The sequence below is a fragment of the Bdellovibrionales bacterium genome, assembly GCA_016716765.1.
Taxonomy (GTDB): Bacteria; Bdellovibrionota; Bdellovibrionia; order Bdellovibrionales; family UBA1609; genus JADJVA01.
In genome coordinates, this window is sequence record JADJVA010000013.1 from 1 (window position 1) to 25,455 (window position 25,455).

At 44.6% G+C, this 25,455-nt stretch carries 34 protein-coding genes; 23 read left to right on the top strand and 11 right to left on the bottom strand.

What is annotated here, in order from left to right; translation table 11 throughout:
* Window positions 1-1,960: 1,960 nt before the first annotated feature.
* Window positions 1,961-2,182: a hypothetical protein gene (locus IPL83_07880; protein ID MBK9039064.1), complete on the bottom strand. Its 222-nt coding sequence runs from the start codon at window positions 2,180-2,182 to the stop codon at window positions 1,961-1,963.
* A 73-nt stretch (window positions 2,183-2,255) separates the two neighbouring features.
* On the opposite strand from IPL83_07880, the gene IPL83_07885 reads away from it, so the two are divergent.
* From IPL83_07885 to IPL83_07940, 12 genes are all read left to right on the top strand, one after another.
* On the top strand, window positions 2,256-2,795 hold the full coding sequence (locus tag IPL83_07885) for a hypothetical protein (protein MBK9039065.1): 540 nt from the start codon (window positions 2,256-2,258) through the stop codon (window positions 2,793-2,795).
* Window positions 2,796-2,979: 184 nt separating this feature from the next.
* The gene (locus tag IPL83_07890) at window positions 2,980-3,615 is read left to right on the top strand and encodes a hypothetical protein (GenBank protein ID MBK9039066.1); all 636 of its coding nucleotides are present in this window, start codon (window positions 2,980-2,982) and stop codon (window positions 3,613-3,615) included.
* Window positions 3,616-3,822, top strand: a complete 207-nt coding sequence (locus IPL83_07895; protein ID MBK9039067.1) for a hypothetical protein — start codon at window positions 3,616-3,618, stop codon at window positions 3,820-3,822.
* 108 nt (window positions 3,823-3,930) lie between these two features.
* The gene (locus tag IPL83_07900; protein MBK9039068.1) at window positions 3,931-4,236 is read left to right on the top strand and encodes a hypothetical protein; all 306 of its coding nucleotides are present in this window, start codon (window positions 3,931-3,933) and stop codon (window positions 4,234-4,236) included.
* A 1,370-nt stretch (window positions 4,237-5,606) separates the two neighbouring features.
* Window positions 5,607-5,870: a hypothetical protein gene (locus IPL83_07905; GenBank protein ID MBK9039069.1), complete on the top strand. Its 264-nt coding sequence runs from the start codon at window positions 5,607-5,609 to the stop codon at window positions 5,868-5,870.
* A 247-nt stretch (window positions 5,871-6,117) separates the two neighbouring features.
* Window positions 6,118-6,468: a hypothetical protein gene (locus IPL83_07910; GenBank protein ID MBK9039070.1), complete on the top strand. Its 351-nt coding sequence runs from the start codon at window positions 6,118-6,120 to the stop codon at window positions 6,466-6,468.
* A 662-nt stretch (window positions 6,469-7,130) separates the two neighbouring features.
* The gene (locus tag IPL83_07915; protein ID MBK9039071.1) at window positions 7,131-7,970 is read left to right on the top strand and encodes a DUF87 domain-containing protein; all 840 of its coding nucleotides are present in this window, start codon (window positions 7,131-7,133) and stop codon (window positions 7,968-7,970) included.
* A complete protein-coding gene (locus IPL83_07920) occupies window positions 7,970-8,476 on the top strand; it encodes a TraM recognition domain-containing protein (protein MBK9039072.1) in 507 nt (168 codons plus the stop codon). The genes IPL83_07915 and IPL83_07920 overlap by 1 nt, the downstream gene beginning before the upstream one ends.
* A 43-nt stretch (window positions 8,477-8,519) precedes the next feature.
* Window positions 8,520-9,080: an AAA family ATPase gene (locus tag IPL83_07925; GenBank protein MBK9039073.1), complete on the top strand. Its 561-nt coding sequence runs from the start codon at window positions 8,520-8,522 to the stop codon at window positions 9,078-9,080.
* Window positions 9,081-9,302: 222 nt separating this feature from the next.
* Window positions 9,303-9,536, top strand: coding sequence for a hypothetical protein (locus IPL83_07930; GenBank protein ID MBK9039074.1), 234 nt, complete (start codon window positions 9,303-9,305; stop codon window positions 9,534-9,536).
* A gap of 223 nt (window positions 9,537-9,759) precedes the next feature.
* A complete protein-coding gene (locus IPL83_07935; GenBank protein ID MBK9039075.1) occupies window positions 9,760-11,403 on the top strand; it encodes a hypothetical protein in 1,644 nt (547 codons plus the stop codon).
* A 60-nt stretch (window positions 11,404-11,463) separates the two neighbouring features.
* Window positions 11,464-12,285 (top strand): hypothetical protein, encoded by an 822-nt coding sequence (locus IPL83_07940; protein MBK9039076.1) that lies wholly within the window; start codon window positions 11,464-11,466, stop codon window positions 12,283-12,285.
* Between the two features lie 36 nt (window positions 12,286-12,321).
* Here IPL83_07940 and IPL83_07945 read toward each other — a convergent pair whose 3' ends face one another.
* The 7 genes from IPL83_07945 to IPL83_07975 form a co-directional block, all read right to left on the bottom strand.
* Complete coding sequence (locus IPL83_07945) at window positions 12,322-12,669, bottom strand: hypothetical protein (GenBank protein ID MBK9039077.1); 348 nt, start codon at window positions 12,667-12,669, stop codon at window positions 12,322-12,324.
* A 400-nt stretch (window positions 12,670-13,069) separates the two neighbouring features.
* On the bottom strand, window positions 13,070-13,867 hold the full coding sequence (locus IPL83_07950) for an ATP-binding protein (GenBank protein MBK9039078.1): 798 nt from the start codon (window positions 13,865-13,867) through the stop codon (window positions 13,070-13,072).
* On the bottom strand, window positions 13,864-14,220 hold the full coding sequence (locus IPL83_07955; protein ID MBK9039079.1) for a hypothetical protein: 357 nt from the start codon (window positions 14,218-14,220) through the stop codon (window positions 13,864-13,866). The genes IPL83_07950 and IPL83_07955 overlap by 4 nt, the downstream gene beginning before the upstream one ends.
* On the bottom strand, window positions 14,198-14,362 hold the full coding sequence (locus tag IPL83_07960) for a hypothetical protein (protein MBK9039080.1): 165 nt from the start codon (window positions 14,360-14,362) through the stop codon (window positions 14,198-14,200). Before IPL83_07960 ends, IPL83_07955 begins: the two co-directional genes overlap by 23 nt.
* Window positions 14,346-15,062: a transposase gene (locus IPL83_07965; GenBank protein MBK9039081.1), complete on the bottom strand. Its 717-nt coding sequence runs from the start codon at window positions 15,060-15,062 to the stop codon at window positions 14,346-14,348. The genes IPL83_07960 and IPL83_07965 overlap by 17 nt, the downstream gene beginning before the upstream one ends.
* On the bottom strand, window positions 14,948-15,367 hold the full coding sequence (locus IPL83_07970; GenBank protein ID MBK9039082.1) for a hypothetical protein: 420 nt from the start codon (window positions 15,365-15,367) through the stop codon (window positions 14,948-14,950). The genes IPL83_07965 and IPL83_07970 overlap by 115 nt, the downstream gene beginning before the upstream one ends.
* Before the next feature lie 80 nt (window positions 15,368-15,447).
* Window positions 15,448-15,768, bottom strand: coding sequence for a hypothetical protein (locus IPL83_07975; GenBank protein MBK9039083.1), 321 nt, complete (start codon window positions 15,766-15,768; stop codon window positions 15,448-15,450).
* 72 nt (window positions 15,769-15,840) lie between these two features.
* On the opposite strand from IPL83_07975, the gene IPL83_07980 reads away from it, so the two are divergent.
* A complete protein-coding gene (locus IPL83_07980) occupies window positions 15,841-16,176 on the top strand; it encodes a hypothetical protein (protein ID MBK9039084.1) in 336 nt (111 codons plus the stop codon).
* A gap of 143 nt (window positions 16,177-16,319) precedes the next feature.
* Here IPL83_07980 and IPL83_07985 read toward each other — a convergent pair whose 3' ends face one another.
* Both IPL83_07985 and IPL83_07990 read right to left on the bottom strand, forming a co-directional pair.
* Entirely contained in the window at window positions 16,320-16,817 is a 498-nt protein-coding gene (locus IPL83_07985) for a helix-turn-helix transcriptional regulator (protein ID MBK9039085.1), read from the bottom strand.
* A gap of 52 nt (window positions 16,818-16,869) precedes the next feature.
* Window positions 16,870-17,274 carry a hypothetical protein gene (locus IPL83_07990; GenBank protein ID MBK9039086.1) on the bottom strand — a complete coding sequence of 135 codons (405 nt, stop codon included), beginning with the start codon at window positions 17,272-17,274 and terminating at the stop codon, window positions 16,870-16,872.
* A gap of 672 nt (window positions 17,275-17,946) precedes the next feature.
* On the opposite strand from IPL83_07990, the gene IPL83_07995 reads away from it, so the two are divergent.
* The 3 genes from IPL83_07995 (at window position 17,947) to IPL83_08005 (ending at window position 19,215) form a co-directional block, all read left to right on the top strand.
* The gene (locus IPL83_07995) at window positions 17,947-18,282 is read left to right on the top strand and encodes a DUF805 domain-containing protein (GenBank protein ID MBK9039087.1); all 336 of its coding nucleotides are present in this window, start codon (window positions 17,947-17,949) and stop codon (window positions 18,280-18,282) included.
* Window positions 18,283-18,641: 359 nt separating this feature from the next.
* On the top strand, window positions 18,642-18,923 hold the full coding sequence (locus IPL83_08000; GenBank protein MBK9039088.1) for a type II toxin-antitoxin system RelE/ParE family toxin: 282 nt from the start codon (window positions 18,642-18,644) through the stop codon (window positions 18,921-18,923).
* Window positions 18,877-19,215, top strand: coding sequence for a hypothetical protein (locus IPL83_08005; protein MBK9039089.1), 339 nt, complete (start codon window positions 18,877-18,879; stop codon window positions 19,213-19,215). The genes IPL83_08000 and IPL83_08005 overlap by 47 nt, the downstream gene beginning before the upstream one ends.
* A gap of 153 nt (window positions 19,216-19,368) precedes the next feature.
* Here the strand turns inward: IPL83_08005 and IPL83_08010 are convergent, their stop codons facing one another.
* Entirely contained in the window at window positions 19,369-19,512 is a 144-nt protein-coding gene (locus tag IPL83_08010; protein MBK9039090.1) for a hypothetical protein, read from the bottom strand.
* Window positions 19,513-19,922: 410 nt separating this feature from the next.
* Between IPL83_08010 and IPL83_08015 the strand changes: the two genes are divergently transcribed.
* The 7 genes from IPL83_08015 (at window position 19,923) to IPL83_08045 (ending at window position 25,405) form a co-directional block, all read left to right on the top strand.
* Window positions 19,923-20,441, top strand: a complete 519-nt coding sequence (locus IPL83_08015; protein MBK9039091.1) for an SRPBCC family protein — start codon at window positions 19,923-19,925, stop codon at window positions 20,439-20,441.
* On the top strand, window positions 20,438-20,920 hold the full coding sequence (locus IPL83_08020; GenBank protein ID MBK9039092.1) for an SRPBCC family protein: 483 nt from the start codon (window positions 20,438-20,440) through the stop codon (window positions 20,918-20,920). Before IPL83_08015 ends, IPL83_08020 begins: the two co-directional genes overlap by 4 nt.
* Before the next feature lies 1 nt (window position 20,921).
* Window positions 20,922-21,281, top strand: a complete 360-nt coding sequence (locus IPL83_08025) for a DUF1428 domain-containing protein (GenBank protein MBK9039093.1) — start codon at window positions 20,922-20,924, stop codon at window positions 21,279-21,281.
* A 56-nt stretch (window positions 21,282-21,337) separates the two neighbouring features.
* Window positions 21,338-21,766, top strand: coding sequence for a hypothetical protein (locus IPL83_08030; protein ID MBK9039094.1), 429 nt, complete (start codon window positions 21,338-21,340; stop codon window positions 21,764-21,766).
* Window positions 21,767-22,253: 487 nt separating this feature from the next.
* Window positions 22,254-23,867, top strand: coding sequence for an IS1634 family transposase (locus IPL83_08035; GenBank protein MBK9039095.1), 1,614 nt, complete (start codon window positions 22,254-22,256; stop codon window positions 23,865-23,867).
* Window positions 23,868-24,143: 276 nt separating this feature from the next.
* Window positions 24,144-25,004 carry an IS21 family transposase gene (locus tag IPL83_08040; GenBank protein ID MBK9039096.1) on the top strand — a complete coding sequence of 287 codons (861 nt, stop codon included), beginning with the start codon at window positions 24,144-24,146 and terminating at the stop codon, window positions 25,002-25,004.
* On the top strand, window positions 25,001-25,405 hold the full coding sequence (locus IPL83_08045; protein ID MBK9039097.1) for a hypothetical protein: 405 nt from the start codon (window positions 25,001-25,003) through the stop codon (window positions 25,403-25,405). The genes IPL83_08040 and IPL83_08045 overlap by 4 nt, the downstream gene beginning before the upstream one ends.
* Window positions 25,406-25,455: the final 50 nt, after the last annotated feature.

A 25,455-nucleotide genomic window follows, 5' to 3' on the forward strand; every position in this document is an offset into this window, starting at 1 on the left:
TGACTCTCCAAAGAACTCAGAGCCGAGGTGGAAAGGGCCCTTTTCTCTGTACCGAGGGGATAAGAAGGAACAATGGGGAGGCTCTCTCCATTGATGGGTTCTTAAAAGAGATCAAAAGGATCTCCCGAGAAAATCTCTGCTCTACAGGTGGGCCAAAGGCGGCATCTATCAAAATGCTCCTGATGAGGTGGGCACCAAAAGGAAGATCCCTCTCACGCATTCTCTCTCAAGATGACTGTCGCCTTCGCTATTACAATTTTCTGATATTCACCAGGCCAGTGACGTTGGCTGGACAGGGCGGATTCTCCTCGTCATGGCTCAATTTAATCTTGAGATGATCAGGTTAAGGGACAAAAAACTTGTCTTCATCGCAGACGAGACACCTTTTTCATCAAGCGCTGCTTTTCCGTTTTTAAGTTTCTCAACGGCTAACGTGAGAAAATTTAGAGAACCTTCATTTCCATCAGCCAAAAATCAGCAAGATCTGATCATTCAAAATGATCAGGGCATTGTGAGAACAGTCCCAACCGACTTCTCTTTAGCGTTGAGTGAGACAGAGAGTTTCCAGGAGATTTCAGCTCTCAGGTGACAAGATGAAAGAGCTTGAAAATTTAACAAGAGAGAGCAGAAGAGGTTTTCAGAGGTGCTCTACCAGGACAAATTTGGCTCCAGTTTTTCGCATTATCCTAAGCCCCGAGGAGTATTGGAGCTTCTCAGCACAAGAGAGAGGACAATGAGATGATCGAGAGTCTTGTGGAAATCAGTTCCAAGGCTGACACGCCATGAGGCCATCAGAATTCTGAGTTTAGAAAGAAAGGTTCAAGATTCGCTTGAACTTTAATTCTTGTAAATCTACTCATACTACTACTACTGTCTTTTTCCTGGCTTTATTTCCCTCTAAGGCCTCAGCGCTTTTGACAAAATTGTCGATGCACTGAAAAATAGCCGAGGCCTCGGCTCTTGTCGATGCCACCCATGAACTTCTTCCTTTGCCGTTGATTCAAACCCTTCTGAAAAAACTCTCACAACTGGATCAATCCCTCATTGAGCTCTCAGCTTACCTCGAAAAATCGAGGGCAAGACTCAGACCGCCGTCTGGGCCAAGAACGAAATAGAAGCCTGATGAGGGCTCCAAAACTGTCGAATGACTTTAACTGACAGTATCAGGTCTTCCGGTGATGCTTGAAGAGTGAAGCGTCTGTTCTTAGCACTGGCCGAGTTTTCCAAAAGCGGCCTCGGCCTACGCTCAAGCAGAGACTGTCTTCGCTCCAGGATCAATTAAAAATCCAAGATCCTCACTCGCTTCTTCAGACCGAGATTCTCACCGAACTAAAGCTTCAGATAAGAAGATCTGAGATCGAGTCGAGAAGCTTTGACGAATTATTGACCCAGAGATTCATCAAACGACGGGAGTTCAGCCATGAGCTTTGAATTCACTCAAAATGAGCGGCAAGTGTTTCCGAGAAACCAAGAGCTATATCATCCTGATTTTTCCAGTGCTCTTCTTTTTGAGACTTTTATATCTCAACATGACGGCCTCGGCGAGACACATAAGAGATCTGCTCAAAGGAGCGGCCACTGGCCCCTTCTTCTCTCATATGAATATCTCCTTTCCTTAACTTTTGATTTCTCAAAAAAGGCTTTGGGGGCGACATGAGCGAGCACACCAAAGAGAATCCTGTCTTCAAAAAAGTCCCATTCCCACACCACAGTCTCTCCATGATCCAAGACTCTGGGTCTACTCAGCTCAATACTCTATTATTTGGCTCAAGGCCTGCTTCGTCATAGCCTGATATTTATGTCAGCCCTTACTGGAAATTGTTTTCTCTTCGGCACAGTTTTATCCATGCCGTCCCTCATCAAGATCTTCTTTTTTCTCATTCTCATCGGCTCTTCTTGGCCCCTGATGTTTTCTGTTTTTGACCGCGTAGGCGGAACTTTGATGCAAAGTGATCTGAAATCAGAGAGTCTCATCTTCTCCTGGGCCATTGATTTTCTCATTGAACTGTTTAAGATCATAGGACCTCTTTCCTTCTGTAAAATTCTTCTTCAATCTCCATTCCAGGCTCCGCCCTCTCTTCTCTCGTTCGGAGCAAGATCCGCTGGAAGAATAGCCGGGGCTTCGGTCACGCATCGGCCTTCTTGCCCCGCCCTCCTCAAGGTCAGTCTCTAAAACAAGCATTCTCCCCTCACCGCTCTCCTTTTCGATTGGGGCACGGGGTTCCAATGAATTAGCACCCTTTGGGTCGAGAGCCGTGGGATCAGATCCCTCGGATCAGGATTCAATAGACCCAAATCTAATGGATCAGGACCAATTGGTATTGAAGTCCAGTCAAAATGGACGGCACATGGATCAGCCGGCTTGCTCGATGGAATCATATGAACGTCTGTCAGAGGATGATTCTTCACTTACCCTACTACTCGAGATTCAGAGGCTCTGCGGATTTAGAAAGGCCCATCATAAGTCCGACAGCCTCTCACTCTCATCAAATATGACTTCCCACAAAAAGGCAAGCTTGGCGAAGCCCCAGATCATCGAGTGGAGATATGGATTTAATGTTTCGAAAGTCAGATCATGGCCTGGCACAACTTTCAGAATCAAAGAGAAATCAGTGGCGCAGCCTCTTATATCAAATCATTCTGATTTGACAGGTCCTAATAAAAGAAAAACTCCAACTCGCAGATGTCTTCTCCTGCCTCTCAGTCCAATCGAGATTCAGGAATCAGGCGCTCACGGATTCACATTTCGAAAAGAGAGCGAGAGAGACAATGAAAGAGAGGACCTCGGAACATGAAACTTGCCTTTGAAATCCTTAAAGTTCATCTGTTGAAATCATTTCTTTTTTTCTTAGCCTTTTTGTTGGGCCTCTTTGCCACTTTTCAAGCAATCAAAAATCAGGGAAAAACTCTTCTGATCGGCATTGACTCAAACGGTACGAGAATCATCACAAGCCAAGATGACCCCTGTTTAAGACCGAATTGATCTCGTTTTTTGAAACACCCAGTTTTTGGGCCTCCTCCCAGCCCAGGATCTCCTCTCAGTTCTTCGACCGCTCCAAAGTGGGCGCAATCTACATCAGACCCGGACTTTCAAGTCTCATTCAATTTCCCTGTGAGATTGACGAAGCCAAGGTGGGATTAAAATCAAGCCTCGATGTCCAGATTTCAAAAACCCTTAAGTCCGAGCTCGTCTTGTCGGCAAGAACAAACCTCGCTGATCCCACAAACCTCATCGTTCGCTGCTCTCATGGACTTTTTGTCTTTGACGTCATTGCCAATCAGAAAAACCACCAAGACGTGATCCGAATTCTCGGCGGAACCAAAGGACCTGTGTTTTTTGAAACGCCCTTAGATCAGATGGATAAAAATGGAGAGCGCCAAGACGGAAGTAAAATCAAAAATCAATTCCAGGCCAAAGACAAAGGCCCAACAGCTGCTGAAATCAAAAGATCTCCCTCTCTTTCTGAAATACTCAAGAAAACAGCCAAGCCCATGGGACAAGTCTCAATCCCATTAGGTGAAAATAATCAGACCCTTGTCCCCCCATCCAACACAAATTGGCAATCTCAATCAGCTCGCAAAACCCCAGCCCCGATCAAAGAAGGACAACATTAGATGAAGCCAAAAGCACTACTCTGCTTATTTCTATTTCTTGAAAGCTTTAAAACTTTTGCGTCAAATAAAACTCTCGATGGCAGTCCCCTCATCGTACTTGAGGATCCTTCTCAAAGTTCGGCTCCAAAAAGTGAAGATGGTTTTCAAGAAGAAAAGCAAAACGAAGACAGTTTAAGTCTTAAAATAAATCCAAAACAGAAACTATAGAAGCCGTTAAAAAAAAGTCCCCTCAGTTTCAAAGGGGGATTCTAAAGCTCGCCCCCCTTTTGAGTTCATCAAGCGGCTTGACCTCAAATCTTCCAACTCCATTACTTGGTGAGTCAGTTTTCAAAACAAACGGATACCGAGAGTTCTGCACTTCTTCCCACTGATTCTATCAAAGAGAAACTGAAGTCCATCCGGCCCGGAGATATTCTTCGAGCTCAAGTCGAGCACTCAGTGATCGCCTTTGCCGATGAAAAGGCACCCGTGGTTGCTCGGATCATTTCGGGAAGTCTTGCCTCATCAAGACTTGTCGGATTCTCGCGCCTTGAGTCCAACTCAAATCGAGTCTTCATTGATTTTGAACTGCTCTCTCCAAAATCCAAGACTTCTTCTTTTTCCTTTAAGGAACTGCTCTGACAGAGCTCGCACACCCGGCTTTGAGGGAATCTATCATTCAAAAGAGGCCAAGTATTTTGCTGGTGATTTCATCTCTACTTTATGGCCGCCTATTTTGACGCCCAGGTCCCAAAATACACGAACCCATTTGGAGGAACAATCGAGGACACCTCGATGAACTCCGCTACTAAAAAAAGCTCTCAGCCAAAGTGCCATGAGCTCGGCTGAGAGGTTTCGAGAAAAGCTTAAAAGTTTCCCTGAGTTCTCAGAACTCAAAGGTCCCTTTGAAATTCAAGTCCTCGTTCTTGCCCCTGCCATTGAAAACTAACAATCAACAAAAGGAGTCACAAATGCCCGTTATCAAACTCAACCCGGAAGCTGGAAATCGAATCAAGTTTTTCAAGGAACACGCCAAAGGCTTAGGCCTGAGAAGTTCTGATTGGACAAAAAATTATCTCCCAACTTCTCCTCCATGAAAAAGAGGACGCCTGGTGGAAGCTCATCAACCAATATGCCGAGGAATCTTTCTGATCGGAAAGGCCATTTCAGATCCCGAGGTCAGAGGAAAACTTCTGGGGTTGGTGAAGTCCTCGCCTCCCAGATCGAGGTTGATAGAAAACAAAGACCACCACATCGCTCCGGAAATTGTCTTAAGAAACACGGCGAGAGGTTATGAAAAATGAAGAGCCTCTTTTTTTTTTCTCCCTGGCCTGCGCGCCTGTACCGCGGGTGTACCGCGACACCATAGCTCAACGGTACAGGCAACGGTACACCTGAGGGGAGTTAAATTATTGAAATGAATGGTTTTGGGCTCTGGCTAAGTACTCAAGTCCATTTGTTGACCACCCACCCCCAACAAGTAGTTGAGGTCGGGTGGTCAACAAACCGCCAGAGCCCATTTCGGACGAAGATTTTGGAGTCAGATGGAGAGCACAAAAGAAAGAGATGTGAGTGGGTGCAACATGAGGGGAAGGGAAATGGCTGATCTAAAAAATAGGGAGAAAGTGTGATCGTGAATTTTATCAAAAAGGCAGTTGATAGAGAGGATGAAATCCAACCAATTCTTCTTCAAAAGATTTTCGAACTCTCTTTACGTTTTTTTGGTTACGGTTTAGGTTACGTTTTAAGGCTTCAAAAAATCACAGGTAAAATGTACCTCAGACGTCCCCTCAAATTCATATCCCATTGAAATGAAATGTATTCTTGGCTCGGGCTTTGGCTGTAGCCAATCTCAAGACCACCACCCCAACGAGTAATTGGGGTCGGGTGGTCTTGAGAACGCCTGAGCCATTCGGAAAGGTCCAAAGGATTGGAATAATAACAGGGGGCTGAGGTCAGAGAAATGAAGAGTATTTTGAAGCCAAGATAGGAAATGATGAAAGGGAGAAAGCATGAAGTCGCCAGAGAGATTTTTTAAAGATCCCATGTCGCTGACAAAAAGAGATCTTCATCTGCTTGAGTTCTTAAATGAAATGGGGCCCATGGGAGTTGAGCCTTTGGCCTTTGCCTTCTGGGGACAGGACTGCTGGGAGACGAAACTCAAAAATTCAAGAGCTCGCATCAATCGCCTCAGAACAAATGGACTCATCGAGGCCATTGTTTTTGGAAGAACATCTCTTCCATCGAACAACGCCCATCGGAGTTTCAGCTATTAAGTGGTACCGCCCGGAAGTCCGCCAGCTCAAACCAACAGCTCAATTTTCATTTAATGTAAACCACTCGGCCCTTGTCGCCTGGACCAGAGTGAAACTTGAACAACTCTCGATAGCCAGTTTTGGAGATCCGAAAGACGGCTCATCAGCGAAGACCTTCCGATTCAGAGAAAGACCTTGATGAGTAAAATGAAGGTCTTCATCCTGACGGCGTCTACTCAAACTCATCCGAAAAAACGTGATCTTTGAAATGGAGCACTATCCAAAATCTCCCTCTCAGAGAAAAATCCGAGTCTCGCAAATCAAGGGGCTATTGACCTACCTCCCCGCTCACTACCATCAACTTCACATCGTCTGCACATCCCAAATTGTTGCAGAGAGTTACAAGACAATGACTCAGGGACTTAAATCTGAGGTTCAGTGGATAGGAGAAATTTTTAATCAAAGGAGCTTCAGCATGTCCTCAAAAAATAGGATGAATGAAAACGATCAAAATGGAGTTCTCATTGTCTCAGGCAGTTTGGGAGGAGTTCTTCTTCTTTTAAAAGTAGCCAAACTCTTGCCCATGGTTCTCTTAGGCCTTTTTTTGGCCTGGTTTTAACTGGAGCCTGGGGACTTCAAAAATCCATACGGGTAAAGTGCTTCATCTTTTTTCCAACTTCATGGTCCCCTTATCACTCGTGATTTTTATCTTTGGATTTCCAACGCATGGTCACATCTACTGGGGGATCTTTGAGTATCAGTGGGGAATAGATCTCTTCCACTGGGGAGCCTCGTCTTATAACAACTGGATTGAGACAGGACCATTTTTCGGATGGATCAAAAAATTCCTCAAATTGAAGTCCTTCTCCACAGTTGATGTCCAGCTCTACTTGTTAAAGATTTTTCTCATAGGTCTTTTGTCTCAACTTGGATTTCTCTTCCTCAACATCTTTTGAGAGGGGCACTGTCGAAAAACCTCATGGCCCCTTTGGCCGATGGGTTCTATCAGTGCCTAAAGCCCCTCTCAATTCTGTTTTCTTGAGGTCCTTAAGGCTGGACACTCCTCAAAGGGAGAGTTTTTTGAAGGTAGGATTTTCAGGTCTATTTATCTTGTCAGGCGTTTTGAACAATTCTCAGACGTCGCTCCCATGATTCAGGCCGCAGCTCTCCCCTATTTCCTTTTCCCACTGTTAGGAGTCTCCATTCTCCACATGTCTCCCCTTTTTGGCGAAAGCCATTCTTAAGGCTTCAGAAGATCGGATTCCTCTTGAGGACGAAATTTTGATCGGTCACAAAATTGGAAACAAAAATGAGCCTGTCTATTTAACCAAGGCCAATCTCAATTATCATGTTCAGCTCATCGGCGGCAGTGGTGCTGGAAAAACCACCTTGATCCAGGTCATTCTCAAAAGTCTGATACCAAAAAAAATGGGCATCATCTTTGTCGATCTCAAAGCCGACTTTGATACGATTCAATGGATCAAAAATGAAGCCCAAAGATCTGATCGATTGAAAGATCTCGAATTCTTCTGTCTCACTCAGCATAAAATTTCAAAGCCCTACAATCCCATCAAACACGGCACACCTCAGGAAATTCTCTCTCAGATCATGAACTCACTCGATTGGTCTGAGGAATATTATAAGAAAACCGCCTCCCGAGCTCTCTCAGATCTTCTCTTAGCTCTTTGTCAAATCAGAGATCAGGGAGGTGTTCCATTCACTCTCTCAGATTTGGCTCACTATCTCTCTCATCCTGATGAACTTGAAACTTTGGCCGTCTCTGAATTTTTGGACAATGAAACAAAAGAAACTCTCAGAAATAGAGCTGAGTCCCTAAGAGAAAAAGACGGATCGCGGCAAATTTCAGGACTTCTCTCCGATCTTATCAATATATATAGATCCTCAGCCGGCCCCCTCATCGGAAAAGAATCTCTCTCCCCTTCAGCCATTGATCTGAAAGAGACCATCAAACAAGGCAAAATCACCTACTTTCTTCTCAACTCCATGGCCGACAAAGCGTCTTGCATCCAACTTGGAAAATTAGTTCTTCAAGATCTCATCAGATCCGTAGGTCAAATCTATGACGAGGTCCCTGAAAAGATCGACACCCCTGTCTATTAATCGTCGATGAGTTCGCAAGCTTTGCCACAGACAATTTCATCGATCTTCTCAATAGAGCCAGAGGAGCAAAACTTGGAATCATGGTGGCCCACCAATCCCGAGGGGATCTCATGAAAGTCTCCCCCACTTTTTGTGATCAATTAGAAAGAAACTGCAATACCAAACTGATTTTCGGAACCGACAGCCCCGATGACGCCGAGTACTTTGCCTCCATGGCCGGAACTCGAAGCATACAAAAATCAACGGTGCGTTATAAACAAGGACTACTTTGGGATCAAAATACAGGTGAAAAATCAGTCAGGGACACTGAGGAATTTGTCGTGCACCCAAATCAAATCCGACAACTCGGACAAGGACAGGTGTTGAAGATTTCGCGATTGCTAAGTGCCGAGGTTGTGATCACCAATGTTACCCCACCATCAGATAACGCTGCACGACCGAAGAATAGTCTAGGAAATTTTTTACTTCACAAACTTTTTTGTTCGCTTAAATTAGAGATGGTTTAAGTATTCAGATAATAAACGATACGAACTTCAACTGGAGCTTTTTATGACGCCTAAGATGACCGCTAAAGATGCCGCAGAATTTCTTGGGATATCTCTTCAAGGGATTAACAAAGCCTTGAAATCTAGAGATGTGACCTTCAAGAAATCAGCTAACAGAATATACTTCAGTCATGATGCAGCAAGAAAATTTTTTCAGCTGCCTGTAAAACAGAAGACCATTGCGTTTCAAGTTGTAAAAGGTGGAACCGGAAAAACTGCAATTGGGCTAAACGTGGCGATAAGAGCCTCTCTGTACGGTCTACGAGTGCTCTGCATTGACATTGACCAACAAGGAAACCTTACGAATCTTCTTGGAATTGACGGTGAAGAATACAAATGCATGTTTGATGCTCTTACCGATCCAAAAATTAGTTTTTCTGATCTGATCATTTCAGCTCTTCCAGGTATCGACCTTGTTCCGAGCAACTTGGATAATGCTCTCCTTGAAAATACATTGGTTATAAAAAAAATTAGACTCGATAAGGTATATGAGCAAAGAATCAAAGATGTTAAAGATCAATATGATCTAATAGTCCTTGATTGCCCTCCGGCACCAGGGCGCTAACAACGCGGCCGCTGCATTAGCTAGCGACTTGGTTGTGTGCGTGGTTGATCCTGATAGCAATGCTATAAAAGGATTGCTGTACTCGTACCAGGAAATAACCCGTCTGGCAGAGGATAACGAACGAACCATACCTGTAAAATTGTCCTCAATAAATTTGATAAAAGAACAAGTATTTCACACGACACGTTGGAAAAATTGATCAAGCATGAGGTTTTTGGTCCCATGCTTTACAAGTCATATGTCGGCACCAATCAGCAAATTCCAAATGCTAGCGCCAGCTTAACATCGATTTTTGACTCACTCAAAGACTCTAGCGCTAAGGTGGACATAGATCTACTCACCAGAGAGATTTTGGAATTAGACCAAGCATTGGTACGCCGTAACCAAGAGAGGGAGTCAAAACCAAATAGTGCCGGAGAGGCATCGGATATCATTTCTAACTCTTCAACCAATTAAACACACACCGAGGAATTTAAAATGCCAAGAATCGTTGAGGGTGAATCAAAATTAGGCCTGAAAAAGACGAACAAGGAGAGACGCAGAGCGTGGGCTTCAATTGACGATGCCCTAGATGAGGCTTGCGCCGGTATTGATCACAAAAAAATTGAGAACAAAAAAACACATGGTGAAGTTAATCTCAAACCGCAAAACAACATTGATTTTGACAAGAGTCATTTAAATGAACGAGATTTGGCTACATCAGGAGCAACGCAATCCCCTGCCGCTGCTATTGACGAAATCAACCTGGATGATTCTCGAAACGCCAGACCATTTCAACCCGGTTTTAACCCGGTTGAAACCGGGTTTAGATAACGCGGTTATACATGACTCGATTAGAGGTAAAAATCAGTCGTCTCATGATCAGAATCAGAGGCCACGTATTAGCCAGACTCAAATTCGAGAAAAAACGATTAACCCGGTTAAACCAGATCTAATTAACCCGGTTATCAATGTGGTAGCTTCTAACTCTGCAGAAAATGAAACCTCACCAAAAGGTGTCTATATTTCATCTGAAATCAATTTACCTGAAAAACCTACCTCCAAGTTACAAAATCCATCAAATAACCCGGTTAAACAACCCGGTTACAACCTGGTTGAAAAAAATGGTGTCGCCAAATTGAACGAGCTATTAAACCACCCGCCAGATCACCACATCAGAAAAACTCAGCAGAAAGAAACCAGAACCATAATGGCGAACGATAACCAGGTTACAACCGGGTTGCATAACCGGGTTACGAATAAACCAAAAATGTCATATACAGAATCTGACTCCAAAATGAATATTGAACCCGGTTACAACCCGGTTCAATACCAGGTCGAGATCACCAACCATTACCCGGTATCAAACCCGGTTACTCGAAACTACCCACAATTTCAAAACCAGACCGACTTTCTTCTTGAACGTAACCTGTGCTCCATCAACGGGCATTGTCTTACAATATTTGATTTTCTCGTGGAGACCCTCAGTAGGAATGGACTCAACCATGTTGAAACCAGCTATCCATTTTTAGAACAAATTCTACAAATACCCTTTGAATCCGTGAGGTCATCATTTAAACGACTCGTGCGACTCAATCTTCTTGTCAATATTCCTCTCGCAAAAGGCGGTCGAGGCGCAATGAGGAAAATTGAAATATCTAAAGAAGTTATGGCTGCCTATATGAAAGTAACAATACTCAGAAGAGAGGGAAGAACTTTATCTAACCCGGTTAATAACCGGGTTAGATTAGGGGACAACACCCGGTTCTTACCGGGTTCAACACCGGGTGAAAGCCCCTCTAGTAGTAGTAGTGATATTAATAATAAGAATACTACTAATACTATCGGCCCTGAATCCAAGCGACAGGACCTCCCCGGAGACTGGCTTCAGATCCAAACTCCAGAGAATGTGAAGGCCATCGGTTTTGGTCAAACTCAAATCAAACAACTCTTCCAACTGGGTACCTTATCCGCATCAGAGGTTCAGGAGTCGCTGGAGGCTTTTGCTTACGATTTAGATGTCGGAGGGATCAGCAGCCGTGGATCAAAGCTTGCCTTTCTGATGGGCATTCTCAGACGTTCTGGAGCCTACATTTCTGAAGGTCTGGTCAACGAGCTCAAGGTCCAGGTGGAAAACAACGAAAAGCGAAGGAGAGAGATGGCGGATCTCGAAAAGCGCCAAGCTCAGGACAAGCTCACAGCTAAAGCTCAGGAGATCGCCTCTCACATGACAGAGAGGGAGAAGCTTTCACTTGTTCCTGAAAACGGACTGGTCAAGATGGGCAGCGTTTCTCATGAGAGGCTCGTGATGGCCAAAATTGTTGAGGGACTCTCTAAATCTTAAAAAACTACCCCCGGATCGGGTAGGGGACAAAGGGATCCAGTTTTTATGGAGGGAGGCAAGGTGGGTCAGTTTTGCAGAAAGCGATACAATTCGGAATATTACCTTCGCAACAAAGAGCGAATCAGAGAATATCGGCTCAAGCGAAAGACTGAAATTCAACCCTCAATTGTTGAATCCCAACTCTCCTTGTTTGAAATTCAACGTGGTCCTCAAATCGGTCAACCTCGGAGTCAAACTTTCAAATTTGAGTTTCTTGGCCTCCTCTCCCAGATACTCCTTATTGCTGGAATCACTTACTTTTTACTCCGTGAAGCGGTTGAATTTTATCAGTCAAACAATTCAAACCTTGAGCAATCCATTCTCGCAGCCCTTTTAGTTGAAGGACTCTTGATCGTATTTGCCTTTCTCAAACCCTCAAACTTGTTGAGTCAAATTCTGGTCAAAACAGTGCTGGCACTTCTCTTTCTCTACTCGTCCTGGTCCTTTTCTTCCAATGTGATCGGGAAGGGGATGGGCAATATTGCCCAAGGCGAAGTCTTGAGAGAGACGATATCCGGTCTCAAAGCCACGATGATGAAGAACGATCTGGCAATTGAAGTATTCATGCAAAAAGGCTGGCTTTCAGCGGCCCGCAAGTTGACCAATGAGAACAACGAGCACAGAAAGCGTCTTCTGGAGCTTCAGACACATGAGATGAATCAAAGTTTAAGGCCTGAAGGAGCTCAAAAGAGCAACACCATTTCCTTGGTTGCATTGAGATTTCTGTTTCAAATCTCCAATATCATTTTAGTCCATCAATTGAGTTCGGGTTTTCAAAGGCAATTTCGTTCTCGTCGCAGGACCATGGTCTGGCGACGAGAGATGGATTTTGCGGCCGCATGAGAAGATATTTTCTGATGTGGTTTCCAGGTGTCCGAATTAACCACCAGTCTTTTTAAAGACCTTCCTTTCAACCGATTTGAGCCTCTTTTCGATATCATGTAACTTGGCTGCGCCATGATCTCCCTCAACGTGATGGATCAACACCTGTCGAGTGTATGGTTGATAGCCAAGGCCTTCCTTTTGAGCCAGGGACTTTAGTTTCTCTACGACCAGCTGTGGTAGACGAATCGAGATCATCTGCAGCCCCATGGCCTCATCAATGGCCATTTCTTCTTCATCGCTAGCCTTAGTTGAAATCAAACCTCGTTTGCTTGACTCCCATTCTTCGGCTTCTTTTAAAAGGTCACTTTCCTTACTTTTGCTTTTTGAGCTGGATTTTTTCATATAATTTTACCTCAACATCACTGGGATTATATGCCGTGATGATCACAGGTTTTTTCTCATCACGATCTATAAAAAACACGACCTTCAATTCTCGACCCCTGTTGGTGGTCGAGACAAACCAAAATCTATCAGTACTTCCCTGATTTTTTGGCCTCATCTCTTTTGCAAACGACCCGGAGCGATTCAGGTGTTAGGCGACAATCAATTTTGGCCACTTTTTTTGTTCGGCGCAAATTAAATTTGGCCAGTTGGTGACGCAGATGTATCTACATCTTGTTTGGCTGTCAAACTTGTTTCCAGGTTTTTATTTTTTTCAAGAGATGCTTGGTTCTGCTTTGCGAAGGGACCCCCGATCACGATGATCGGGGTAACAGGTGTCTGAGGGATAGAGTCCCTCAGGTCAGGATGACGTTTTGATGGAGGGCTGTACTTTCTTATCCGCCAGAGTTGCTTTTATTTTTGTTCTTTTTTTTGCCTCTTCCGCTCTCCAACTCGGGCCCTTGATGTTGAAGGTTTCGCATTTATGAATGATTCGATCGATGGCAGCTGCTGTGTTTAATGGATTAATAAACACCCTGTCCCATTCGGAGAATGTGAGATTGGTGGTAATCAAAACGCTTTTTCGCTCTGCTCTTAGCGATAAAATTTGGAAGAACAGATCCGCTCCATCTTGGGTTTGGGCAATGTATCCAAGCTCATCGCAAACCAGCAGGTCGTACCGGTCGAGGCGTTTGAATAGGTGTTGCAGCATGAGATTTTTTTTTGCTTCCAGCATTTGTTCAATCAGGCCGTGAGTCGAGACAAACAGGCAGCGCACATTCTTTTTTACTAGCTCCTTGATGAGCGCGATCCCTAGATGCGTTTTCCCGACCCCAAAGCTGCCATAAAATACAATGTTGGATCCGTCTCGAACAAAATCGCCTTTTGCGAGACGTTTAAATTCTCCTTCGGTGATACCTTCTCTTTGGGTAAAATCGAAGTGTTCGATCCGCTTCTCCAGAGGAAGTTTGGCCTCTTTACTTAACCGCTTAATTCTTAATTCGTATTTGCTGTTCAGCTCCTCATCGACAAGGCCCGCCAGATATTGCTCATAGGTCAATCTGCCCTTTTCCGCAGCCCGCGAGGCTTCGTTATAGCCTTCGGCCATGGTTGGCAAATTCAGCTGTTTTAGGCCATTGCTGAGTTCTTCATTTGTCATCCGGTTACTCCTTGTTGGTTGGGAATGAGTTGATCATAATCTTTTAAATTTGGACTTATCGGGGTTTGGCCAAACCGTGTGCTGAGATCGATTACCAATGCCTCGGGTCTGCGCTCAACAAGAAGCAGGTCTTTGACTTCCATGAAGATGTTCATCACGCCCACAGGCTGGCCAAGAACAATTTCTAGCGCACATTGGATCTCGCTTAACGGCGTGTGATGGATGAGATTCATTATACGTAAAAACTCGCGTTCGGATGCCCCAGGATGGTTCTCTTGGCTTTTGAGCCGACGATAAAGATCCCTGAATATTTTCTCTGGGAATAAAATTTCACGGTGTTTCCATCGGATCATCGCTTGTGGCTTGTGGCTTGCGGAGAAGGCTTTTTAAAATATGCTCAAGCTTTATGCTATGCTCACCCTCAGACATTCGAGGATGGACAACGATGACATCACTGCCCTTGCGCGTGATTCGTGTCTCAAAAGCACCAGCCACGACTCGGCACTCTAATCCGATCCATGCATCCGCAACTGAGTAAGTGGTCTTGGCGACGCGAACCGTGCCATGCGGAGACGCACGAGTCTCTTCCACGCGGCAAAGCACATCCTCGTCTCGCGGCAACAGCGATCTCAACTGACCACACTCTGTTTTTCAGCAGTTCAGTGCCGGCTTCGCTTTGCTCCTGTTCACCGAAGGCCTCGAGCTCGACGTTGAGGTGGGAAAAATCCCGGAACCTGATCCCATGAACATTTACGTGATTCCTAAATCTCCTCGACCAGGTTTGAATGTCGCGCTCAACATCACCTTTTTCATTGCCTCGGCCTGGAGAGCAGGGAAGAACTCCAAAATCGTAATATTTGATCGCCCTATTAAACGCATCCGTGTAGTCGCGGCCTCCGTCTTTTTTCACCCGCTTCACGCATGGACTTAAGTTGTCGATTCGAATATTTTTTGTTTGACCACCAATTTTTTCAAAAAATGAATGGACGCCATCCATGAAACATTCATAGGTCTTGTGTGGGAAGCCCTTGATGACGCAAGCGTTAGAAAACGGCAAAGTACCAAAATGTAAGTGCGCAATCACCGGGCCCGATAAAAATGGCAGTTCGATTGATTCTTTAAAATCAAACTGTGCCTGCTCGCCAGGGGTATACTCTTGCTCAAAAAAGCGCTCTTTTGGCTTTCCTCGCACCACGATTTCATTCGCCTTTGAATCGTGCGTTCGCTACCCAAATAGCCTAGCGGACGAATCAGCGCATAGATCTCGCCGGCCGAAAGTTCCGGGGCGATAACGAGCTTCCCCCGAACAAAACCCTCAAACTCGGCAAAGAAATCCTGCCTTGAGGGAGTGGATCTTGGTCGATAGCATGGGGGAGCTGTCGATTTGAGGTACTTGCGCACAGTCTTTCGATCAAGATCAAGCTCCCGCGCAATCTTGGACTTGCTCTCGCCAAGGTGATCAAGAGCTCTTATTTTATGAAAAATATCCATTGTTATCACCGGCTAAAGCCTCCTCAGTCCCGTCGTGGGACACGAGGAGTGATAATGCAGCCTCGGCTCCAACGCCAAGGTGGGGAATTTTAATTGGCGCGCGACCGACCTCGCAATTTTCCCAATGCCTCCAGCACGTTACCAAGATTGCCAGAGTCCAATGCCTCCAGAAGCTCCCAAACCTTGGCATTGCCCGAGCCGCTCCAGACATCCAAAGCAACGCGAATCCATTGCTTCTCGCCGCTCGAAAAACACGCCGCATGCCTGCGCATTTCCATCGCTTGAAAACGAATTCGCGGACGCCTATCTTCGAAATAAAATTCCAACAGCTTGGGATGATTACGGAAAATCACCGCAATCACTTCGTGAGTAAATCGATCGGGATCTGTAGCCGATTGCCAGCCATCCATAAAGGCCTCCTTTGGCCCCGCCTCGGCGGGGAAAAGTGGCCAAATTTAATTTGTGCCGGTGGCCCTTTTTAATTGGCGGCTAACATCAAGGCCGCGATGGCTAAAAACGACTTGGCGATTGAGGTATTCATTAAAAAAGCTTGGCTCTCAGCGGCCAGAAAACTCACAACCGAAAATAATGATCTCAGAAGACGCCTTTTAGAGCTTCAGTCCCAGGAGATGAATCAAAGCTTTCGGCCTGATGGAGCTCAAATTAGCAACACTTTCTCCCTCGTTGTCCTGAGATTTTTATTTCAAATTTCAAACATCGTCTTGGTTCATCAATTGAGTTCAGGATTTCAGAAGAAATTTCGCTCTCGGCGCAGGACTCAAGTCTGGCGAGGCGAGATGAATTTCGCGGCGGCATGAACAGAGAGCCACTAATCGGCTGAAAAGGTCCATTTGGAAACTGGCGCCTGCAAGTAGGTCGCTACAAAAGTCAAAACCCAACCAACAAGTGAGCCCAAAAAGCCTGTTTGAACTTCATTATCCACATCTTCTCCAGAATTTCCTCATGTCTGATCACTTATGCCAGTGAGGTACTCGACAGATACTTTAAAGCGGTCAGCGATGCTCTTGAGTGTCGCAAGCTGCGGCTTATTCTCTCCAGATCTGAATTTCCTCGCCTGTTCGCCAGATACGCCAAGAAACTCTCCTAATTGGTCATTAGTCAAAAGGCTGCGTTCAGCTGCCAGTCTCGTTATCCGTTGACCGAAAATTCGTTTCGTTCGATTGCGCACATCTTCTTTGATTGAACTTTCAATCTGTTCACGCTGGTCGGTCAAGTCTTGCTCAGAAGCGAGCAAAGGTTGTTGGCCTTTTTTTTCAAAGAAGCGATTAATGTGAAAAAGGAATGTTTCATCATCACGCTCATGGGTCCACATTTCAAATTTCTCAAAAAGAAGTTTATCGCTGAAAACAAGATCCGCAGCCGCTTGGACCTTTTGAGCTTGCTCGCCTTTCAATACTTGATCGAAATGCTCCAGTACCAGTTTGATGGTTCCAGCCAAAGATTGAATTTGATTTGCGTGAATCGCAAGTGTGCCCATGTCTCTCTCCTCTCTAATAAATCTTCCAAGACCTTAACAGCCCACGTTGGTAAGAGTCCCATTGATCCAAGCCCACTTTCGCTATGTGGCGATACCACTCCGTTGTTCCATTCGAGCTTCCTTTTGAAAGCTCCTGTTTTGTCCTGCAAGTCAACGCCACGATTTTGTTCGTGCCGCCAATTTTTACAGCCCCAAAACAAATTCGCAGACGACAAGTGGGCCAGTTGTGCTTGGTGTAGAAAAGCCCATGCTTATTTCCTAGCCAAGGCGTTGGTGTTTTCAAGATCGCTGGCCACTTTTGTTGAAGCTCCTGGGTTTTCCGATAAACCTCAACCGCTTCAGCATCGGAGAACAAGTTGCCTTTCCGCTCATGGAACTCTTTGTAGTAAAACTCCGTTAGCCACACCTCAGCCGCCACTTACTCTCCTTTGATCGACAATACTCAATAAAACCTTAAAAAGCAACTAAAAACAACAAAAAACAACTAAATATTGCCTTATTTTGAGTCATTAATAGTCTTTGGCGCTTCGAGAGGATCTGACTGTACAAGCTAGTCAGCGGGCAGACTCTACTGACTCTTTGATAATTTTTCGTGATCCGTTCGCCAGATGGTGACCCCAATATTGAGCATGAAGACTTTTAGCTTTCCCAGCGCTTTCATTGCGAGGTCGCACCTTGAATGTGGCACATTCCGCAGTATGACTGAATGGGCTCTCAAATTCGAGTGCCGAGGAGGCATTTAGAAAAGGCTGTAAACTCAAGAAAAATCAAATAGTTAAATCTCCCTCTTAACCCGAGAGTGAGAGTTTCTCTCGTCAAATTGTAACAATCGTAACGGGCGGGGAGGGTATTCAGAGCCTCGGATTCTGCGCCTGATCATGTATGATTATTGCAGTTTTCTTACATAAATGAAAACAATTGACAAAGATAATGCAAAGCGTTATATAGACCGTCCCAGGTTTGGGGGCGAGCTTATTTGGGGCCTTGGAAGTCGATAAGGATCGTCGAATCGAAGTGAGAGAAAAAGTGAGATCTAAAATTGCTTTCATAAAATCGGAAACAATTCGTTAGTGAAACAAAGGGGATAAATATGCATTGGTATCTTAAAGCATTTTCCGACTATGCGAACTTCGCCGGCCGTTCCAGTCGTATGGAATTCTGGATGTTTTCTATTTTGAATCCTATTTTTTGTATAGCAATCGCAATGGTTTGTGTATTTCTAGGGCTCTCTACGAAAATTGCCACCATTTATCTAATGGTATCATTAATTCCTAGTTTTGCGGTTTCTGTGCGAAGAATGCACGACACTAATCGTAGTGGTTGGTACTTGCTGATTCCATTCTACACTATTGTCCTCTTTTGTCTTCCTGGGGATACGACAGAGAATGCCTATGGCCCGAACCCCAAGGGAATAACCTCCCGATAATGTGAGTGAAGTTCACCCACATTTAGTGGTTGTTAGGCGACAATCAATTTTGGCCACTTTTTTTGTTCGGCGCAAATTAAATTTGGCCACTTTTCCCCGCCGAGGCGGGGCCAAATTTAATTTGTGCCGGTGGCCCTTTTTAATTGGCGGCTAACAGTGGTTCGGTCCAAACCAAATATGTGAGATTTTGATCCCACACAACCGGTCCATACATATCACACTGGACGGCGAATCCTTGGCACGATAGGTAGTGTGCCAAATTTAGGATATCGCCTACGGAATTCCATGAGCATTGGCCTGCAATATACCGCAAAAAATTCACTTGCTTTATCATGCGGTATATTGCATACTGATCTGGCGTGGAGTTCATCCTAGAAAAGACATCAGAGTTTAATGAGTGGTTCATTGATCAGACTGATAAGATCAAAGGTCTTGTCAGGGCGCGATTCAGTCGGATCGAGGTCGCCGGTCATTTCGGCGTGGTGAATTCCGTAGGCGACGGTGTTTTTGAATTGAAATGGAAAATTGGTCTGAGGGTTTATTTCGCCTACCTGGACCGGAAACGAATTGTAGTTCTACTTGGAGGAACGAAACATGGCCAAAAAGCAGACATCAAAAAAGCGAAAAGCCTCCTCGGTTGATAAGCCTGAGTTTGTGACGCTCAAATCCAGCGTTAAGGCTCATGCCTGGCATCCGACCGATGAACTTTTAGATGAGCGGAAACTAGGTCAAGCCCTGTTCTCTGCTTTGAAGGATGAGGACATCGACTCCTTCAAAGAGATCTTAATGGCTCACCTGGAAGCCAAGGTAAAGACCAGAGAGGCCAAGGCTCACGGTTTATCCGAGCGCACGATGTATGAAGCTCTGTCGGATAAAGGCAATCCAAGTCTGAAGACGATTGCAAAGATCGTTAGAATGGCTTGTGCATCTTAGTCGGCGTTGATTTAAAAATCCTGACCAGATCAGTCGGGATTTATTTTTGGCCAGAAATTTTTTTTAAGCCTTGTTCACCATGCTTCATGGTCTCTCTGTCCACAACATTTTAAAATATCTCTACACATGCGTATTCGGTATTTTAATTCGATTTCATCCAGTGATGGCTCCAATTTCTTTCCAAACGGTTTTCCGTCCCCGGTAGGGGTCTGACATCTCCTTTTCTAGAATACCGGTCTTAAACATCAAAAGTACGAGTTCTCCCGAGGTTCGTGAAGGATATAAAATTGTCGTCATCAGATGTGGCCACAGGTGAGAGACTACCTCACCGATCGTAAAAGAGAGATCTGTATTTGCTCGCAGCGTTCTATTTGTTCGTTGATTAAAAACTGGTCATAGGAAAAACGATGCTAGTGCCTCGTCAAATAAGTTTTTCCCTATCTTGATCTAGGAATTTTTGCCATCATCCATGGTCGAGAAAAAGGGGGGTGGCTTCGAGATGGAATCTATAAAACTTCAGCTTCATTGGAAGAAGGTCGTGGACGTGAAGACTCAACAGTGTGTTTCAGGACTTTGGTCGATGACGATTGCCGTCAGCTCAAATTAAAATTCCGAATACGCATGTTGAGACATCCATCAAAAAGGGGTATTAAAGAAGCCTTGCAAATTCGAAAGCTAGCAAAGTAAAAAGGACGGTAGAATTTCCTATGAAGAAGGTTATAAAAATTGTTGGAGCGTTGTTTTTAGTTTTGTTAATTGTACCGGTATTTTTACCGTCTCATTTTTCGATATCTCGGACTATCGAGATCAATGCTTCCATCAGCACAGTATTTACGAGACTGACCGACTTAAATGAATATGTAAAGTGGAACCCATTCCCGGAGGGAGACCCTACCAATCAAGCAAATGTAACTGGCAACGGTGTACACTCATACCTGGTTTGGAAAGGTGATAAGACTGGCGAGGGCAAGATGACTATTTCAAATATCGAACTAGAGAAGAAGATTGCAATAAAGATGGAGTTTTATAAGCCCATAAATGGTGAAGGAATGGTTCATTGGATCACGAATCCAAAATCTGATTCTAAAACTGAAATGGTTTGGACGTTTGATCAAGACCTACCGTATTTTTATCGTTACTTTGGTTTATTCATGGATTCAATGATGGGAAAGCACTTTGAAAAGGGACTGATGAATTTCAAGGGGTTGGTGGAGGCTGCAAAATGACAATGGAAATAAATCCAAAATTGGATTTGGTATTTGAGCGAACAACTACAATTCCAATTGAGAAACTCTGGAAGGGTTGGATTCACCCAGAAACTTTAATGAAATGGTTTTGCCCAAAGCCTTGGAAAGTCACGGATTGCCGAATTGAGCTTCGTGCAGGTGGCGAGTTCTTCACTTTGATGGAAGGGCCTGGCGGTGAGAAAATGAACAATCAAGGTTGTTACCTTGAAGTCGTTGAAAATAAAAAGCTGGTTTGGACCGGAATGATGACAAAAGGATTTCGTCCAGCTCCCGCAAATCCAATGGGATTTCATTTTGTCGGGACAATTCTTTTCAATAAAACCGACAAAGGCACCTCATACAAAGCCATCGTTGCGCACGCTGATGAGGAGAGTCGCAAGAAACATGAGGCTATGGGTTTTCAAGAAGGATGGGGAAAGGCTTTCGATCAACTTGTTGAAGCAATGGGAGGCAAATAAAATGAGTCAATATGTAGATGGCTACGTAATACCAATCAAAAAAAAGAACGTGAAAGCATATATGAAAATGGCCACCATGGGATGCAAGCTTTGGATGGAGCACGGAGCCCTTGATTACTACGAATGCATTGGGGACGACTTAAAAGTAAAGTGGGGACTGACATTTCCAAAGATGTGCAAACTTAAAAGAGATGAAACCATTATTTTCGCCTTCGTTGTCTTTAAGTCAAAAAAACACAGAACTACTGTGAACGCTAAAGTTCATAAAGACCCTCGAATGAATATGGAGGGAGTTAAAATGCCATTTGATATGAAGCGATTTGCAATGGGCGGATTTATGGCTCTTGTTTATGCCAAGTAGATCTCATGTTGAGACTCGAAAGTTTCGCAAGAGAAACTTTTTGAAGGAGGACCACATTGAAAGCATCTGAGATATTTCTACACTACGCTGCGCCACTTTATAACGAAATACCAAAGGATGTTCCGGCGGCAGAATTGCAGCGACTACTCATGGTGCCTGAAACAGTTTGGAACGCGATTAACACCGATAAAAACTCCAGTAGAAAACCAGGCCGACCTCCCAAGATACTTCAAGATCAAGCCAAAAATGTGCCTGTGCAAATGAGAGCGGAATTTGAGTCCAACATTAAACTGTGGACCGATCGGAAAGACAAGTTATTTAGTCAATATCAGTGGCCCATGATTCTTGAAGTTTATGAGAACGTTAAAGGAGAAGTTATCATAAGGGTCAAAGTTGTCGAACCCAGCGACCCTAAGAAGATGGTTGGTATGCCGGCTGAGTGGATCAGAGAAAAATCATCGGCTGAAGTTGTTCAGATAAAGTGAATACTCATGAATCGACTGAAGGCAGGCTGATTTAATGAGAATGGAATTGGCAGACCAGTTTTAGTTTTATTCAGAAGTGATCGCCTGTCGATTGATTGCCTCGATAAACATATTAATGAGGCGGAGATCATAAAGGAAACCTTTCTTGGTCAATCCACTCAAGACGATCACACAGATCTTTGATGTTCTGTAAGCCAAACTCGATCAATTCTTTTCTGAGCTTGATAAATGACTGGTGAGGTCGTTGGACGACGCCATTTGGAAGCGATCTTAACTGTCAGCGAATGGATACGCTATAGACGTGCCGTATCGACGGCACGTCTATACGTCGCTATTTATTTTCAGACGCAATAAATCGCCCCTGTAGTGACATTTCGCAGTTGAACTTCCACCCGAAGACCATTTTCAGATTTCTAATAAATCCCTTCAAAAGTTTAGTCGAACTTCCGATGAAAAGCAGTCCCAAAATGAATCATCGGAGATCATCATGAGTGATAAGCCCATTACTGAAGTCGAGGAGTTTGATCATCTGGGTCTAGTGGCAGCACTATTTAAAGACTATGGACTGACTGACAAAATCGATAAGCTGTTGCCAAAGCTAAGTAACAACCAAAAAATCAATCACTCCCAAGCAATTCAGTGCATGATCTACCAAGGGCTTGGATTTTCTGACCGACGCCTTTACTCAGCCAAACGGTTTTTTGCAGCAAAGCCAATTGAGACGCTCCTAGGGCGAGGAGTCGATCTAGACATGCTAAATGATGATGTGCTGGGCAGGTCTCTTGATGCGATCCATGCCTATGGACCCTCGAAATTCTTTTCAGATTTAGCATTTTCTACTCTATTGAAAAATGAATTGGTCTCAAAATTCGTCCACATGGATTCGACAAGCCACTCATTTTTCGGGAGGAAATACAGTAAGGATTCTGGGATTGAGGTTAGGTACGGACATTCAAAAGGCCGAAAAGACCTCACTCAATTAGTTCAGTTATTAATAACTACCGATCAAGGGATTCCATTCTGGTCAAAAACCTATTCGGGCAATGCAAATGATCGTGAGATATTTCAGCAGTCAGTCCAGTCGGTTAATGAATATTTTAAGACGTGCGGATTTGCTGACGAAGTTTGCGTGGTATCTGATTCAGCACTTTACTCAAAGAAGTTCCTACTTAACAGAGACATCACTGGCAGCTGGATGGCTCGAGTACCTGAGTCGATCAAGAGGGCAAAACAACTAGTTGAATCTGATCACAAAAAGACCCCTTGGATTAAGATCAACCAAGACTACAAATACCGAGAGGAATCGGTGTCCTACGGCGGGAAACGTCAGAGATGGATTATAGTTAATAATCGAGAGGCCAGGTATAAGGAGTTGAGCACACTCCAACGAAATTTGGACAAGGAAGAGCGACTCCTTGAGAGAAAAACCAAAAGCCTTATGAATACGGTTTTTCAAAGCCGCGAGACCTTGAATAGTGAGTTCAAAAGAATCGTTAAGCAGCATCCTCTGTTTCAGCTGAGAAAGACAATCATTGGCCATTACAAAAAACGTCGAGGTAAAAAGCGCCCGAATCAGTCCGGATATAAGGTCATCATCGGGTTTTCAAGGCATGAAAAGCTGATTAAGCGATTCGAGAATAAGAAGGGTAAATTTATCATAGGAACCAATTTCTTGGATCCAAAATTAACTCCTGAGAGAATTATTGAAGTCTACTGTGGGCGAAACCAGAACATTGAAGGTTGCTTTAAATTTATCAAGGATTCAAGCTTTAGGCTCAACGAAGTTTTCCTAAAACGTGTCGATCGAATCGAGTCCTTAATGGCGATCATGGCTCTATCGTTATTTGTAAATAACCTGGGGCAATTGAAGCTGAGACAAGCCTTGAAGGCCAAGCAGCTCAGTTTGCCAAGTCAAAATGGAAAGAGGACTCAAAGGCCAACTTTAAAATGGGTCTTTCAAACGATGAGAAATGTCATCAAGGTGCGAGTAAATATCTTTGGGCGCGTCTATGAAGAGTTTAAAGGGCTCGATGCCTCTCAGCGAATTATCATCGAGTGCTTCGGCCCGAGCGCCAAAATGATCTACGGCAGCAGCCCGTAGCTCTTTGAAATCGAAGCTAGATTCAAATGACCTCAGATCCCATTTCTTTGGGAAGGTGTCCCGTCTCACGTAACGGGACCGGTATGACGCAGACAAATCTCACACAAGTGGACCGGTTATGTGGGGTCAAAATCTCACATACTTGGACCGGTCAAATGCTTAAAAATTAGGCATAGAAACATCCACCTGAACTTCATGCAAGAATGACCCCTAAAAGGGAGGAAGCATGAAGCGAAAAAAGAACTCGATTTTAGGGAGAATCACGGTGGAAGGAAATTGCCGAATTATCCGGAGGCCCTTTTTCCGATCATAGATCTCCGCAAGTCGAAACCAGCAGAAGCCGACGCTCTGCTCGATCCGCACAAGAATTGGATCTTGGAGCGACTCCATCTAGGTTGGTCACCACAGACAATCTTCGAAGAGATTCCGGTGTCGATTCCACGTGCAAGTTTTTACCGCTATCTTGAGAGGCAGCATTTTCAGTCCGACCGTCTGCTTCGGGGCTCATCACCTGAAATCATTCACTCCCCCGGGGAATGCTTGCAGGTGGACTGGGCGAAGGCTCTCGATGTGATAGATCAGGACGGTCGCAAACGTACCATATGGGCCTTTATCGGGATTTTGGGTCACAGTCGGTACACGATGGTTCGAGTGATGGACAAGTGCGATTTTGTGACAACGGTGAAAGCGATCCAATCAATGCTCTTTGAGGTTGGTGGGGTTCCAAGGAAAATCACCTCTGACAATCCAAAGGTATTCGTGAATCGTGCCTCGGAGCACGAGCCGATTTTGAATGCCGGTTACGAGAGATTTGCATCGCATACCGGTTTTACGATAGAGGCCCTCCCTCCGGCGGATCCACAGAAGAAGGGCAAGGTTGAACGTACGGTGCAATTGGTTCGGCGGCTTTTTGAGTCCTTTGATTTGAAGGAATTTTCAATCGAGAAAGCCCAAAGCCATATTGATTTGAAAATGAAGATTGCCAACTGTCGCAAGCACGGCACTCATGGCGAGAAGCCTGTGGAGGTTTTTGAGAATCAGGAACAAAAGACATTGCGTGACTTGCCCCAGGTTCCTTATGAGATCGAGACCATTTTGAATGGATTTGTTCGCCGTGATGGATATGTGAGGTTTTGAATAAATACTATCGAGTTGACTTGAGGTTGTCGGGCCAGAGTGTGACTTTGATTGGTAACGCAGAAAAGCTTTCGATTTACTGCGCTGGGAGGCTACTGGAAGTCTATGATGTAATCAAAGACAAGTTCCAGCGCCAGGCGTGCAAGGATCACTACAAATCCTCGAACGAAACGAATTTGCAGAATCACGCCCATTACATCAAGCAGGCAGAGGCTATCGGCGGCAATGTCGCTCGAATGATCCAGATCATTTTATCGAGGGGGGAAGGTTTTGTAGACACTCGGGTGGTCTGGGGAATCCTGACGTTGAACAAGAAATACCAGAATGCCTTGATCGACAAGGCCTGTGCGTCTGCAATTGAAATCAGTTCGATCAGTTTTGCACGGTCCACTCGTTTTTGACGATGATACCAAAAGTCAAAATGGAGACTGAAAATTTTAATACAACGGGC